The sequence below is a fragment of the Arthrobacter sp. TJ-265 genome, assembly GCF_058269135.1.
Window position 1 is genome coordinate 94,252 of record NZ_JBZCND010000001.1, and the last position, 13,280, is coordinate 107,531.

The following is a 13,280-nucleotide window of genomic DNA, read 5'->3' on the forward strand; positions in this document are numbered from 1 at the left end:
GGTCAGCGGGCTCCGAGCAGGTGCTCGATGAAGAGCTGCTGCAGCTTCACGAACCCGAAGCCCTTGCCGTTGAAGTAGGCGTCGGCGTCGAAGTCCTCGTAGGAGGCGCGGTCCGCGCGGAGGGCCTCGTAGCCCTCGCCCTCGTTGAGCGTGGGCTCGTTGATCTCGGACACCCGGGAAGCCGTGAGGGCCGCCTGGACCTCGGGGTCGGCACGGAACGCGGCCGCGCGCTCCTTCAGGAGCAGGTAGGTCTGCATGTTCGCGGCCGCCGAGTCCCACACGCCGTCCATGTCCTCGGTGCGGCTGGGCTTGTAGTCGAAGTGGCGCGGTCCGTCGTAGGACGGGCCGCCCGTGGGGCCGCCGTTCTCCAGCAGGTCCACGAGCGAGAACGCGTTCTGCAGGTCGCCGTGACCGAACACGAGGTCCTGGTCGAACTTGATGCTGCGCTGGCCGTTGAGGTCGATGTGGAAGAGCTTGCCCTGGTAGAGGGCCTGCGCGATGCCGTGGGTGAAGTTCAGGCCCGCCATCTGCTCGTGACCGGTCTCGGGGTTGATGCCGACCAGTTCGGGGCGCTCGAGGGTCTCGATGAAGGCCATCGCGTGGCCGAGCGTGGGTAGGAGGATGTCACCGCGCGGTTCGTTGGGCTTGGGCTCGATCGCGAAGCGGATGTCGTAGCCCTTGTCGGTGACGTAGTCGCCGAGCAGGTTCACGGCTTCGCGGTAGCGCTCGAGGGCTCCGCGGATGTCCTTGGCGGCGTCGTACTCGCTGCCTTCACGGCCGCCCCACATGACGAACGTCTTGGCGCCGAGCTCGGCGGCGAGATCGATGTTGTCCAGGACCTTGCGGAGGGCGAAGCGGCGGACGCCGCGGTCGTTGCTGGTGAAGCCGCCGTCCTTGAAGACCGGGTGGCTGAACAGGTTGGTGGTGACCATGGGGACCACCATGCCGGTGGACTTCAGCACGCCGGTGAGCCGGTCGATCTCGCGCTGGCGGTCCGCTGCCGAGCAGCCGAAGGGGAAGAGGTCGTTGTCGTGGAAGGTGATGCCGTAGGCGCCGAGGTCGCTCAGGCGGTTGACGGCCTCGACCACGTCGAGGGGCGCGCGGGTCGCGGAACCGAACTGGTCCTGGGCCTCCCAGCCCACCGTCCAGAGGCCGAAGGAGAATTTGTCGTCACGGGTGGGCTCGATCGTCATTGAGTGCTCCAGAAGTGTGTGTGATTAATATGTTGCCGTTACAAACATATTAGGTTTGGGCCCAGAGTCAAGCACGACGCCGCACTTGCCCCGGGTGCCCTACGGGTGCAGGGCGCGGACGCTCGACCGCTGGACGAGCCGCGTGGAGAGCTCGATGCGCGGGCTCTCCACCGCCTCGCCGCGGATGAGGCGGACGAGCGTGCGGGCTGCGAGGCTCCCCATCTCGGAGAGGGGCTGGCGCACGGTCGTCAGGGGCGGCGAGGCCCAGCCGGCCTCGGGGAGGTCGTCGAAGCCGATCACGCTGAGGTCGTCCGGGATGCGCAGTCCCTGCTGGCGCGCCGCCTCGTACACCCCGAGGGCCATCTGGTCGCTGGCCGCGAAGATGGCGGTCGGCCGGTCGGACTGCGTGAGGAGCTCCGTGCCGGCGGCGAAACCCGAGGCGTAGTCGAAGTCCCCGCCGATGACGAGCTCCGGGTCGAAGGCGATGCCGGCGGCATCGAGCCCGGCCCGGTAGCCGTCGAGGCGTGCCCTGCTGCACCACAGGCCCGGGCGGCCCGCGACGAACCCGACCCGGCGATGGTTGTGCTGGAGGAGGTGCTCGGTCGCGGTGACGGCACCCGTCCAGTTGGTCGCTCCGATGGTCGGTACCTCCAGGTCGGGCACACCGGCCGGATCCACGACGACGAGGGGCAGGTTGAGGCGCTGCAGTTCCGCATGCAGGAAGGAATCCAGGTCCGTCGTCACGAGGATGGCGCCGTCGCTGGCGCGGGCACCGAGGGTGTCGAGCCACTTGCGTGTCGAGTCGCTGCCGCCGCGGCGGTGGATCGCCGAGACCACCACGGACAGGCCCTCGGCGTTCAGCGACTCCTCGACGCCGCGGATGATCTCGACCGCCCACGGGCTGTCGAGATCGTTGAACACCAGGTCCACCAGCCCGGACGACGCCGGCCGGCCCGCTCCGCGCCGCCGGTAGCCGTACTCCCGCAGCAGGACCTCGACGCGCTCGCGGGTCGCGGGGGCGACATCGGACCGGCCGTTCAGGACGCGGGACACCGTGGGGATCGACACGCCCGCCGCGGCGGCGATGGCGGAGATCGTGACTGCGGGCTGGGCATTCTCCTGCATGTCGTCCTCCTTGGGAAGCCCCGACGCTGCAGCAGGGCATCCCCGGGTTCGGAACTCGACGCACCCTTGACCTCCGGGGTGCGGTGTTCCTAACCTACAGCAACGGTATTTCCGGAAACTTCCGGAAATCTGCTGATCATCGGATCGGCCACCGTGCCTCAGGTACCTCAAAGGAGAGCTCATGCAGGTTCGTTCATCCATCGCCGCGGCAGTCCTCGCGTCCGCCATGATTGTTCCCGCGGCGGCGCCGGCACTCGCGGCGCAGCACCAGCCGCCCCGGCCGCAGGGGATCGAGAAGAAGGACACCCTCCGCTGGGTGGCCCCGCAGGACCTGAAGATCGGCACCGCCGTCGCAGGCGGCGGCCACCACGAGACGCAGCCCTACCCGGATCCGTTCACCTTCGACCAGGAGTACCGCGAACGCCTCGCGGCGGAATTCGACTCGGTCTCACCCGAGAACCAGCTGAAGTGGGAGTTCGTCCACCCGGAGCAGGGCACCTACCGGTTCGCCGAGATGGACGCGATCGTGCGGTTCGCCCAGGAGAACAAGCAGGTGGTCCGCGGCCACACCCTGTTCTGGCACAGCCAGAACCCGGCCTGGCTCGAGGAGGGCGACTTCACGAAGGACGAGCTGCGCGCCATCCTCAAGGACCACATCCAGACCGTGGTGGGCCGGTACGCGGGCAAGATCCAGCAGTGGGACGTCGCCAACGAGATCTTCAACGGGGATGGGACGCTGCGCACCACGGACAACATCTGGATCCGGGAGCTCGGCCCCGAGATCATCGCCGACGCGTTCCGCTGGGCGCACGAGGCGGATCCCAAGGCCAAGCTGTTCTTCAACGACTACGGCGTCGAAGGCATCAACGCGAAGAGCAACGCCTACCTCGAACTGATCCCGCGCCTGCAGGCCCAGGGCGTCCCCGTGGACGGCTTCGCCATCCAGGGCCACCTGAGCACGCGGTACGGCTTCCCGGGCGACCTGCAGGCCAACCTGCAGCGCTTCGACGACCTGGGCCTCGAGACGGCGATCACGGAGATCGACGTGCGCATGGACGTCGCGGCGGGGACCTCGCCCACGGACGCCCAGCTCGCGACGCAGGCGAGCTATTACCAGCGCGCCCTCGACGCGTGCGTGAGCGTCGACGAGTGCAACTCCTTCACCATCTGGGGCTTCACCGACAAGTACTCCTGGGTGCCTGTGTTCTTCAGCGGCGAAGGGGAGGCGACGGTCATGTGGAACGACTTCACCCGCAAGCCCGCCTACTACGCGCTGCAGGACACCCTCGAGCAGGCGTCCCCCGGTCGCGGCAACCGCTGATGATCGACGACAGGACAGGAAGAACCATGAGACGACGTTGTCTGATCGCGGGCGCCACGGCCTTCGGCCTGGTGGCCGGAGCCGGCGCCCTGGCGCTGCCCGCGGCGAACGCCGAGGAGCCGGCAGTGCTCCTCACCGAGGACTTCGAGGACGGCGCCTTCGGGCCGCTGGTCCAGAACGGCGGTGCCGCCCTCTCGGTGGTCGACGCCGACGGCGACAAGGCGCTGCTGGTCACGGGCAGGGCCAACGACTACGACGGCATCAAGACGCCTGCGAACCTCCTGCAGGCCGGGGGCACCTACTCCTTCTCGGCGCAGGTGAAGCTGTCCGCCGCCCCCGGGACGACGACGTCGGCACGCTTCGTCGTCGAACCCGCATACAGCTGGGTGGGCAACACCACGGTGTCGGCCGATGCGTGGACCACGGTGAGCGGCACGTTCAACGCCCCTGCGGGTGCCGACCCCGCCACACTGCGCGCCTACCTCGGGACAGGAGACCTCGGTGCGCCCTACGACTACCTCGTGGACGACGTCGTGATCACCGGCACCGCCGGGCCCGGCGACGGCGGAGCCTGGGAGCCCACGCCGGATCCGGCCTTCATCCCCGGCGGGGCCGCCAACCCCACCACCACGCCTCTCGCCTCGGCCCGCGGCACCGGGAACGTCGTCGCCCTCACCTTCGACGACGGCCCCAACCCCGGAGAGACCGCCGCGGTCCTCGACCTCCTGAGGGACAAGGGCATCACCGCGACCTTCTGCGTCATCGGCCAGAACGTGCAGGCGGACGGCGGGGCGGACCTGCTCCGGCGGATCGTCGCCGAAGGGCACACGCTGTGCAACCACGGCACGTCCTACGCGGACATGGGCTCGTGGACGCAGGCGCAGGTCGAAACGGACCTGAAGGAGAACCTCCGCATCATCCGCGCCGCCGCGGGTGACCCCGCCCTCCCGGTGCCGTACTTCCGGGCGCCGAACGGCAGCTGGGGTGCCACCGGCGAGGTGGCCGCGGCGCTCGGCATGCAGCCGCTCGGCCTCGGGAACGTCATCTCCGACTGGGACGGCAACGACCTCAGCGAGACCACGCTCACCGAGAACCTCCGCCGGGCCTTCACGCCCGGTGCCGTGGTGCTCGCGCACGACGGCGGCGGCGACCGGTCCACCACGGTCAAGGCCGTGGCGACCGTCGTGAGCGAGAAGCTGGCCGAGGGCTGGACCTTCGCCCTGCCGACCGGCGGCGCCGGGCAGGCGACCGGGGTCACGAGCGGGTTCGAGACCGGGACGGACGGCTGGACGGCACGGGGCGACGGCGTGCAGGTCAGCGCCGGCAGCGATGCCCGGACCGGGACCGGCAGCCTGCTCGTCACCGACCGCACCCAGCCCTGGCACGGCGCGGCCCTCGACGTCACCGCGGGACTTCCCGTGGGATCAGCGGTGGAGGTGTCGGTCTGGGCGAAACTCGCTCCGGGCCAGACACCCGCCTCCCTCAAGGTGTCCGTGCAGCGCGACAACGGCGGTGCAAGTGCGTACGAGGGTGTGGCGGGCGCCGCGGCGACCGTCACGGCCGACGGCTGGACGCAGCTGAAGGGTACCTACACCCTCGGGGCGGCAGCCGACAAGGCGCAGATCTACGTCGAGGGGCCCGTCGGCGTCGACTTCCTCCTCGACGACTTCAGCCTCGCCGCGTTCGGCGAGAAGCCCATCCAGACCGATGTGCCCGGGCTCAAGGACGTCCTCGGGGCGGACGGGATCGAGCACGTCGGTGTCGCCGTCGACGCCCGGGAGACCGTGGGGACGGCGGCGGACCTCGTCCGCAAGCATTTCAACGCCATCACCCCCGAGAACGCGGGCAAGCCCGAGAGCGTGCAGCCGGTCGAGGGTCAGTTCTCCTTCGCCCAGCTGGACCAGCTGCTGGACTTCGCCGATGCCAACAACGTGCAGGTCTACGGACACGTGCTCGCCTGGCATTCGCAGACCCCGGCGTGGTTCTTCAAGGACGGCAGCCGCGACCTGACGGACAGCCCTGCCGACCAGGCACTGCTGAAGGCCCGCATGGAAGCCCACATCAAGGGCATCGCGGACCACATCGACGCGCGCTACCCCGACGGAGACAGCCCCATCTGGGCCTGGGACGTCGTCAACGAGGTCATCGCCGACGGAGACACGGCCAATCCGCACGACATGCGGGACAGCCGGTGGTTCCAGGTGCTCGGCGAGGGCTTCGTGGACGAGGCCTTCCGCCTGGCGGACCGCTACTTCCCCGACGCGGCCCTGTTCATCAACGACTACAACACCGAGATGCCGGAGAAGCGCGCCGACTACCTCGACCTGATCCGGGCACTGGAGGCGCGCAGCGTGCCGATCGACGGCGTGGGGCACCAGGCCCACGTGGACGTCGCCCGGCCGGTGGAGTGGCTCGAGGACTCCATCGTGGCCGTGGAGCGACTGAACCCGGAGCTGCTGCAGGCCATCACGGAACTCGACGTGAACGCCTCCACGGAGAACCAGGGCGCCGATGTCAGCGGCGCCCCGCAGGATCCGTACAGTCCGGCGTTCGAGGACGACGCGGACGCGGCGGCCGAGGTCGGGTACTACTACCGCGACCTGTTCGCGATGCTGCGGGAGCACAACGAGTCCGTCGACTCGGTGACCTTCTGGGGCATCAGCAACGCCCGCACCTGGCTGCGCACGTGGCCGATGGCCCGGCCGTGGGAACAGCCGCTGCCGTTCGACGACGACCTGCAGGTCACCCCGGCGTACTGGGGCATCGTCGATCCGTCCCGCCTGCCCGCGCGGCCGGCCGACGTGCTGCCGCCCCGGATCGCCGGCCAGTCGGACGTCCGGGCGGTCTCCAACGGTGCCAGCGGCGCGAAGGTGAAGTACACCCTGCCGTCCGCCATCGACACCCTCGACGGGGCGGTCCCGCTGGACTGTGATCCGGCGTCGGGCTCCCGCTTCGTCATCGGTGTCACGACGGTCACCTGCACCGCCACGGACGAGGCGGGCAACACCCGCACCAGCTCGTTCGACGTCGTCGTGACCCGCAAGCAGCCCGGCAAGCCCTGATACGGTCCCGCGGCCGCCTCGGCTGGCACGACGAAGCCCCTGTCCTCTCCGGAGGGCAGGGGCTTCGTCGTCGGTGTCCGTCAGGAGGCGTAGGCGCCGAGGAGCCGCACGGAGCCGCCGTCCACGCCCTTGGCGCCCTGGACGTAGTCGGGTCCGTCTGTGCTCCCGCTGCCGGTCACCTGCACGCTGCCCATCACCCAGGACGGGACGCCGGCCGCGTTCAGCTGGGCCAGGGCGGCGTCGGCGCCCGCGGCCCCCACGATCGCCACCATGCCGACGCCGAGGTTGAGGGTGCGCTCGAGGTCCGGCAGCGGGACGGACCCGAGCTGCGAGACGATCGTGAAGATCGGGGGAAGCCCCCAGGTGGAGCGGTCCACGGTGGCCTCGAGCCCGCGCGGCAGAACGCGGGCGAGGTTCGCCGCGAGCCCGCCGCCGGTGACGTGGCTGAACCCGTGCACCTGCGCGGCGTCGTTCCGGGCGAGGGCGAGGCAGTCCGCGGCGTAGACCCGCGTGGGCTCGAGCAGTTCCTCGCCGAGCGTCCGCCCGAGTTCGGAGACCTGCCGGTCCAGCGACCACCCGGCCTGGTTGATGACGCGGCGGACGAGGGAGTAGCCGTTGGAGTGCAGGCCGGAGGAGGCCATGCCGATCACGACGTCGCCCGCCCGGACGCGCTCGGGGCCGAGGACGCGGTCCGCCTCGACCACGCCGGTCGCGGCTCCCGCGACGTCGTACTCGTGCTCGCCGAGCAGCCCCGGGTGCTCCGCGGTCTCCCCGCCCACCAGGGCGGTGCCGGCCACCGAGCAGCCGGCCGCGATGCCGCGGACGATGTCCGCGATCCGCTCGGGGACCACTTTCCCGCACGCGATGTAGTCCGTCATGAACAGCGGCTCCGCGCCGACCACCACGATGTCGTCCACGACCATCCCCACGAGGTCGAACCCGATGGTGTCGTGGATGTCCATGGCCTGCGCGATCGCGACCTTGGTGCCCACGCCGTCGGTCGACGTCGCGAGCAGCGGGCGCGTGTAGGTGAGGAGGCGGGAGACGTCGAAGAGCCCGGCGAAACCGCCCACCCCGCCGATCACCTGCTCGCCGTGCGTGGCCCGGACGGCGTCCTTCATGAGCTCGACGGCGCGGTCACCCGCTTCGACGTCCACTCCTGCGCTGGCGTAGGTGATCGGGTGGGGCGCGCTCATACCCGCTCCTTCTTGTCGTCGTCGGTCAGTACGGCTTCGAATTCGGCGTCCGGCCCGGGATCGCAGCCCACCGCACCGGACCGGTCGGCCGGGTCGAGGCGCTCGAGCAGGTTCTTGCCCAGGCGGTCGTCGCCGGGCAGTTCGATGGGGTACGTCCCGGTGAAGCAGGCCGTGCAGAGGCGCTCGCGGGGCTGCTGGGTGGCATCGATCATGCCGTCCTCGGAGATGTAGGCGAGGCTGTCGGCGCCGACGGACTTGCTGATCTCGTCGATCGCCGCGCCGTTCGCGATGAGCTCCGCGCGGGACGCGAAGTCGATGCCGTAGAAGCAGGGCCAGCGCACCGGCGGCGAGGAGATCTTGACGTGGACCTCGGCGGCACCGGCCTCGCGCAGCATCCGGACGACGGCGCGCTGCGTGTTGCCGCGGACGATGGAATCGTCCACCACGATGATGCGCTTGCCGCGGATGACGGATTCGAGGGCGTTGAGCTTGAGCCGGATGCCGAGCTGGCGCAGCGTCTGGCTGGGCTGGATGAAGGTACGGCCCACATAGGCGTTCTTCACGAAGCCGTGGGCGAAGGGGATGCCGGACTCCTCGGCGAAGCCGACGGCGGCGGGCGTCCCGGACTCCGGGACGGGGATCACGATGTCCGCTTCGGCCGTGTTCTCGCGGGCCAGCTGGCGGCCCATCTCCACGCGGGCCTCGTACACGGAGCGCCCGGCGATCGCGGCGTCGGGTCGGGCCAGGTACACGTACTCGAAGACGCAGCCGGCGGGGGTGGGGGAGCCGAAGCGGCTGCTGCGCACGCCGTCCTCGTCGATCGCGATGAACTCGCCGGGCTCGATCTCCCGGATGAAGCTGGCGCCGACGGTGGCGAGGGCCGCCTGCTCGGAGGCGACCACCCAGCCGCGCTCGAGCCGGCCGAGGACGAGGGGGCGCACGCCGTAGGTGTCCCGGGCGGCGTAGAGCGTCCCCTCGTCCATGAACACGAAGCAGAACGCGCCGCGGATGCTCGGCAGCAGCGCCAGGGCCGTCTGCTCGAGGGAGCGGTCGTCGTCCCCGGCCAGGAGCGCGGTGACGAGGGCGGTGTCCGTGGTGTTGCCCTGCGCCATCTCGCCGGCGCGCGGCTTGCCGTGGCGGGCGAGGACCATCTGGTGGAGCTCGGCCGAGTTGGTGAGGTTGCCGTTGTGGGCGAGGGCCACGGTGCCCGCCGCGGTGGCGCCGAGGGTGGGCTGCGCGTTGGCCCAGTGCGAGGACCCGGTGGTGGAGTAGCGGCAGTGGCCGACGGCGATGTGCCCGGTCAGGGTGTTGAGCGTGGACTCGTCGAAGACCTGGGACACGAGGCCCATGTCCTTGTACACGTTGATCCGGTGGCCGTCGCTCGTGGCGATGCCCGCCGACTCCTGGCCGCGGTGCTGCAGCGCGTACAGGCCGTAGTAGGCGAGCTTGGCGACCTCCTCGCCGGGCGCCCAGACTCCGAAGACGCCGCAGGCGTCCTGGGGTCCTTTTTCGCCGGGAAGAAGATCATGGGAGAGGTGTCCGTCGCCGCGCAGCATGCCGCCATTCTCTCACGGTACGGTCTGCCGCCCTTCTTCCGGCCCCGGTTATTTCGTGCCGGCCAGCTTCCCGATCAGCCGTTCCATCCGGGCGATCCCGACGAATCGCCCCGCGTTGTCGGTCACCAGCAGCGGAGCGAAGCGGGAGCCGGCCTCCCGGGTCACGGAGCGGGCGAGGGCCTCGTTGATCGGGGTGTCCACGTTGACGACCAGGCCGGTGGTGACGACTCCCAGGCGGGCCGCCTCCTCGGTGAGCACCGCCCGCGGTCTCCGCCCGTCGAGGAGCACGACGTCGGTGAGGTCCGGGTCGTTCGTGAACAGGGCCGCCGCCGCGCCGGGGGAGGGTGCGGTCGGCGCCGGTTCGACGACGCCGCGGACCGTCGACGCGGTGGCATCGCGCGCCCGGGTGGACAGACGGAGCGCGAGGTCGAGGTCGAGGCCCTGCCAGGGCGGCGCGGGCCGGCCCAGCAGGTACCCCTGCACGAGCGGGACCCCGAGGGCGGTCAGGGTGTCGAGTTCCTCGATCCGCTCGATGCCCTCCGCGAGGATCCAGGCGTCGACCCTGCCGGCGAAGAGCCCGATCATCTCCATCAGGGCACGCTTGGCCTCGTCCGTGTCGATGCCGCGCACCAGTTCGCGGTCCATCTTGATGATGGCCGGCCGCAGCGCGAGCAGGTGCTGCAGGCCCGCGTAGCCGGACCCGGCGTCGTCGACGGCGATCATGGCACCGGCCGCACGCAGGGCGTTCAGGTGCGGTTCCAGGTGGAGGTAGGAATCGATGGGTGTCTGCTCCGTCAGCTCCACGACGACGCCGCCGAGGGGCCCCTGGTCGGCCCAGACCTGCCGCACCTCGGGTGAGGTGAGCAGGGCGGGCGAGACGTTCACGGTGAGGAAGCAGTTCGGCGGGAGCGTTCCCCGGTGCACGAAGGCGCTGCGGAGCGCCGCCGCTTCGAGGTCCGCCGCCCGCCCCGCGCGCCGCGCCCGGGCGAACCACGCCTCGGGATCCTTCTCGCCGTACCCCGGGAAGCGGACGAGGGCCTCGTAGCCCACCACCGTGCCGCGGGCGGTGTCGATGATGGGCTGGTAGGCGGAGGTGATCCCCTCGCCGAGGCACGCGGCGGCCAGCTCGGCGGACTCCCGCGCGGCCACCGTCCGGTCGAGGGGCTCCACCGGGAGCGGGCTCAGGCGGTGGCCATGCTGCCGCGGACCGCACCGACGAGCTCGGGCGTGATCTCCGTCAGGCCGTGGGCCGAGGCGGCGTGGGCCCCCACCGCGGCGAGGATCTCATCCTCCGTGCTGCAGATCCAGCGGGCGTCGCAGCCCGGTACGACATCTCCACATGCGAATAGCTTCATGGCACAGTCCTCTTCTCCCGCTCGATGGTTTCCCCATCACGCCTTACTGTCGTCACCCCGGCCCGGGGTGTAAGCAGCGGCATCCGCCGGTGGAGGGTCTCAGGCGTCGTCGTCCGTGCGCTCCGCCCGCGCCCGCTCGGCGCGCCTGATGCTGCGGCGGTCGATGACGAGCACCAGCAGCGCGGCGAGGAGCAGCCCGGGCAGGGCGAAGGCCACGGTGAAGAACCCGAGGACGGACTCGCGCGTGAGGGTCGGATCCTCCGGGCCGGTGTAGGCGAGCACCAGGGCGGCGACGAAACCGAGGATCGCGCCGACCGCCATGAAGGGCACGAACTTCGGCGCCCGGCGGACGGTCACCTCGCGGACGGCCGGTGTGAGCGGCGGCGCGTCCGCGGGCGGGACGTCGCGGACCGGTGTGTCCGGGAGATCGGCCGGTCGGTCCGCCGGGACGGGCCGAGCGTCCGCGGGTGCCTGATCGTCGCCCCGCTGGTCCGGCTGGTCGGGGGAGGTGTGCGGCTGCTCGGAGGTCATGCTTTAAGGCTACCGGGCGTCAGCGTTCCAGCCGCACGAGCTGGTAGCCCGCCTCGTCGAACACCGGGGTGTAGTCCGTTCCCGGGAACCGCTGCTCGGCGTGGGCCTCGGCGTCGGCCGGGCGGGTGGCACCCCAGCTCCAGTCGTCGGCGTCGACGATCAGGTAGTCGGGCGCGGGGTTCGTGTTGCCGAGCCAGTACACGCGCGTCTCCGGCACGAGGTACGCCATGAGCACCACGCCGCTCTCCACCGTGGAACCCTCGGGGATGAGGCCCATCATGCGGTGGGCGGCGTCCCAGCGCGCGGACTGACGGTACGTGTCCGCCTCCGCGAGGACGGCGAGCTTCTGGCCCGGCAGCAGGACCAGGCAGGCGGCGACGGCGGCGGGCACCCCCAGCAGCGCGGCGGACCGCACCCAGCGGCGGCGGTTGCTCCGGAGGGAGTGCACGCCGTCCACCAGGCCGAGGAAGAGCACGGGCATGAGGACCGCGCTGTAGTGCCACTCCGGCCCCCAGTACCCCTCCTGGCCGGAGGCGAACCGCCACAGCAGGGTGGGCAGGAGGACCAAACTCAGCGACGAGCGGAGGAACAGGACGCCGCCGGCGAGCAGGAGCAGCAGGAGCGTCTCGTGTTTCGCGGTGCCGGTGAGGAGGCCGACGACGGCGCCGGCCGGGTCCGCGATCATCGCACCGGCGTCGATCCGGTCCGAGTAGTCGTACTGGCCGGCGGCGTTGAGCGCCGGCAGGATCACGCGCACGGAGAGGACCAGCCACAGTGCCCCCCAGACGGCGAGCCACAGGCCGGTGACCGCCCGCAGCCGCCACGCGACGACCAGCCCGAGGGCCATCACGGTGAGCCCGAGGTCCTCCTTCACGAAGACGAGGAGGCCGCCCCAGAGGACGGCGGGCAGCACGCGCCGCGCCAGCACGGCTTCGAGGCTGAGGGCCAGGAGCGGCACGGCGAACGCGATCTCGTGGAACTGCGCGGCGACGGCGGACTGCAGCCCCCAGGACAGCGCATAGGCGATCCCGACGGCGATGCCGGCGGCGGACCCGAGGAGCCGCATGCCCGTGCGCGCGACGACCGCCACGGACAGCCCGAGGAGCAGGTTCTGCACGATCAGGAGGGTCAGGCCCGACGGCGCGACCGCGTACGCGGGTCCCAGCAGCACGAGCAGCGGGTGGAAGTGGTCACCCAGGAGGTTGAAGTCCTCGCCCTTGATGGGGACGATCGGGGCACCGGCGCCCGCATAGGCCTTGGCGAGCTGCGTGAAGATCCCGAGATCCCAGGACGGCGACTCCAGCCGGTTCCACTGGGTGACGGAGAAGACGGTGTAGAGGAGGGCGGCAGCGACACCCGTCAGCCAGGCGCCGGGCGGCTGCCGGCGGATCGCCGCGGCCGAGCGCTCGCGGAGGGTGGCGGGGCGATCCCGCCGCTCCGGTTCCCGGTCCGGATCGATGGCGTGTCTGCTGCGGGACGCCGTCGTCCGGCGCGGCGCCGATCCGGCACCGGGCACCGGGCCCGCCTGCGCTGGGCCCACCTGCGGCGTCAGGTCGGCGCTCGGGGCGTCACCGGTCACGGGCGGCGCCCGACGACGGGCAGCCAGGCGCTCAGGTCGGCGCGCCCGCCGGAGGCCGCCACCTTGCCCGCCGCCACGGCGTCCGGCCACGCGACGGCCCCGGTGACGAGCGCCAACCAGGTGGTGGCATCGGTCTCCACCACGTTCGGAGGCGTACCCCGGGTATGGCGGGGCCCCTCGACGCACTGGGTGACGCCGAACGGAGGGACCCGCACCTCGACGCTGTTGCCGGGGGCGAGCTCCGCGAGTTCCTCGAGGGTGAACCGTACCGCCATGGCGAGTTCGGAGCGGCCGGCCGAGCCGTCGGCCACCTGTGCCAGGGCGCGGTGGCCGTCCTCACCGGTGATGCGTCGTCGTGCCAT

General features: G+C 71.2%; 11 protein-coding genes. 2 read left to right on the forward strand and 9 right to left on the reverse strand.

Annotation, left to right across the window (positions count from 1 at the left end):
• Positions 1-2 precede the first annotated feature (2 nt).
• Both xylA and AC4D2E_RS00440 read right to left on the reverse strand, forming a co-directional pair.
• Complete coding sequence (gene xylA, locus AC4D2E_RS00435) at positions 3-1,193, reverse strand: xylose isomerase (protein WP_043441759.1); 1,191 nt, start codon at positions 1,191-1,193, stop codon at positions 3-5.
• A gap of 99 nt (positions 1,194-1,292) precedes the next feature.
• Positions 1,293-2,318 carry a LacI family DNA-binding transcriptional regulator gene (locus AC4D2E_RS00440; protein ID WP_490951352.1) on the reverse strand — a complete coding sequence of 342 codons (1,026 nt, stop codon included), beginning with the start codon at positions 2,316-2,318 and terminating at the stop codon, positions 1,293-1,295.
• Positions 2,319-2,499: 181 nt separating this feature from the next.
• On the opposite strand from AC4D2E_RS00440, the gene AC4D2E_RS00445 reads away from it, so the two are divergent.
• The gene (locus AC4D2E_RS00445) at positions 2,500-3,639 is read left to right on the forward strand and encodes an endo-1,4-beta-xylanase (protein WP_104168009.1); all 1,140 of its coding nucleotides are present in this window, start codon (positions 2,500-2,502) and stop codon (positions 3,637-3,639) included.
• Between the two features lie 26 nt (positions 3,640-3,665).
• Positions 3,666-6,701 carry an endo-1,4-beta-xylanase gene (locus tag AC4D2E_RS00450; RefSeq protein WP_490951353.1) on the forward strand — a complete coding sequence of 1,012 codons (3,036 nt, stop codon included), beginning with the start codon at positions 3,666-3,668 and terminating at the stop codon, positions 6,699-6,701.
• An 80-nt stretch (positions 6,702-6,781) separates the two neighbouring features.
• Here AC4D2E_RS00450 and purM read toward each other — a convergent pair whose 3' ends face one another.
• The 7 genes from purM to AC4D2E_RS00485 all read right to left on the reverse strand — a co-directional run bounded on the left by purM (position 6,782) and on the right by AC4D2E_RS00485 (position 13,280).
• Positions 6,782-7,897: a phosphoribosylformylglycinamidine cyclo-ligase gene (gene purM / locus AC4D2E_RS00455; protein WP_490910103.1), complete on the reverse strand. Its 1,116-nt coding sequence runs from the start codon at positions 7,895-7,897 to the stop codon at positions 6,782-6,784.
• Positions 7,894-9,453 carry an amidophosphoribosyltransferase gene (purF, locus tag AC4D2E_RS00460; protein ID WP_490951354.1) on the reverse strand — a complete coding sequence of 520 codons (1,560 nt, stop codon included), beginning with the start codon at positions 9,451-9,453 and terminating at the stop codon, positions 7,894-7,896. The genes purM and purF overlap by 4 nt, the downstream gene beginning before the upstream one ends.
• A gap of 48 nt (positions 9,454-9,501) precedes the next feature.
• Positions 9,502-10,623 carry an EAL domain-containing protein gene (locus AC4D2E_RS00465; RefSeq protein ID WP_490951355.1) on the reverse strand — a complete coding sequence of 374 codons (1,122 nt, stop codon included), beginning with the start codon at positions 10,621-10,623 and terminating at the stop codon, positions 9,502-9,504.
• An 11-nt stretch (positions 10,624-10,634) separates the two neighbouring features.
• Complete coding sequence (locus tag AC4D2E_RS00470) at positions 10,635-10,808, reverse strand: DUF1059 domain-containing protein (RefSeq protein WP_490910100.1); 174 nt, start codon at positions 10,806-10,808, stop codon at positions 10,635-10,637.
• A gap of 99 nt (positions 10,809-10,907) precedes the next feature.
• Positions 10,908-11,339 carry a hypothetical protein gene (locus tag AC4D2E_RS00475; RefSeq protein WP_490951356.1) on the reverse strand — a complete coding sequence of 144 codons (432 nt, stop codon included), beginning with the start codon at positions 11,337-11,339 and terminating at the stop codon, positions 10,908-10,910.
• Positions 11,340-11,358: 19 nt separating this feature from the next.
• Positions 11,359-12,918: a DUF2079 domain-containing protein gene (locus AC4D2E_RS00480; RefSeq protein WP_490951357.1), complete on the reverse strand. Its 1,560-nt coding sequence runs from the start codon at positions 12,916-12,918 to the stop codon at positions 11,359-11,361.
• Positions 12,915-13,280, reverse strand: coding sequence for a sterol carrier family protein (locus AC4D2E_RS00485; RefSeq protein WP_104168016.1), 366 nt, complete (start codon positions 13,278-13,280; stop codon positions 12,915-12,917). Before AC4D2E_RS00485 ends, AC4D2E_RS00480 begins: the two co-directional genes overlap by 4 nt.

Coding starts and splice junctions, on each gene's coding strand:
- xylA (WP_043441759.1), bottom strand. CDS start 1,193: ATGACGATCGAGCCCACCCGTGACGACAAATTCTCCTTCGGCCTCTGG.
- AC4D2E_RS00440 (WP_490951352.1), bottom strand. CDS start 2,318: ATGCAGGAGAATGCCCAGCCCGCAGTCACGATCTCCGCCATCGCCGCC.
- AC4D2E_RS00445 (WP_104168009.1), top strand. CDS start 2,500: ATGCAGGTTCGTTCATCCATCGCCGCGGCAGTCCTCGCGTCCGCCATG.
- AC4D2E_RS00450 (WP_490951353.1), top strand. CDS start 3,666: ATGAGACGACGTTGTCTGATCGCGGGCGCCACGGCCTTCGGCCTGGTG.
- purM (WP_490910103.1), bottom strand. CDS start 7,897: ATGAGCGCGCCCCACCCGATCACCTACGCCAGCGCAGGAGTGGACGTC.
- purF (WP_490951354.1), bottom strand. CDS start 9,453: ATGCTGCGCGGCGACGGACACCTCTCCCATGATCTTCTTCCCGGCGAA.
- AC4D2E_RS00470 (WP_490910100.1), bottom strand. CDS start 10,808: ATGAAGCTATTCGCATGTGGAGATGTCGTACCGGGCTGCGACGCCCGC.
- AC4D2E_RS00475 (WP_490951356.1), bottom strand. CDS start 11,339: ATGACCTCCGAGCAGCCGCACACCTCCCCCGACCAGCCGGACCAGCGG.
- AC4D2E_RS00485 (WP_104168016.1), bottom strand. CDS start 13,280: ATGGCACGACGACGCATCACCGGTGAGGACGGCCACCGCGCCCTGGCA.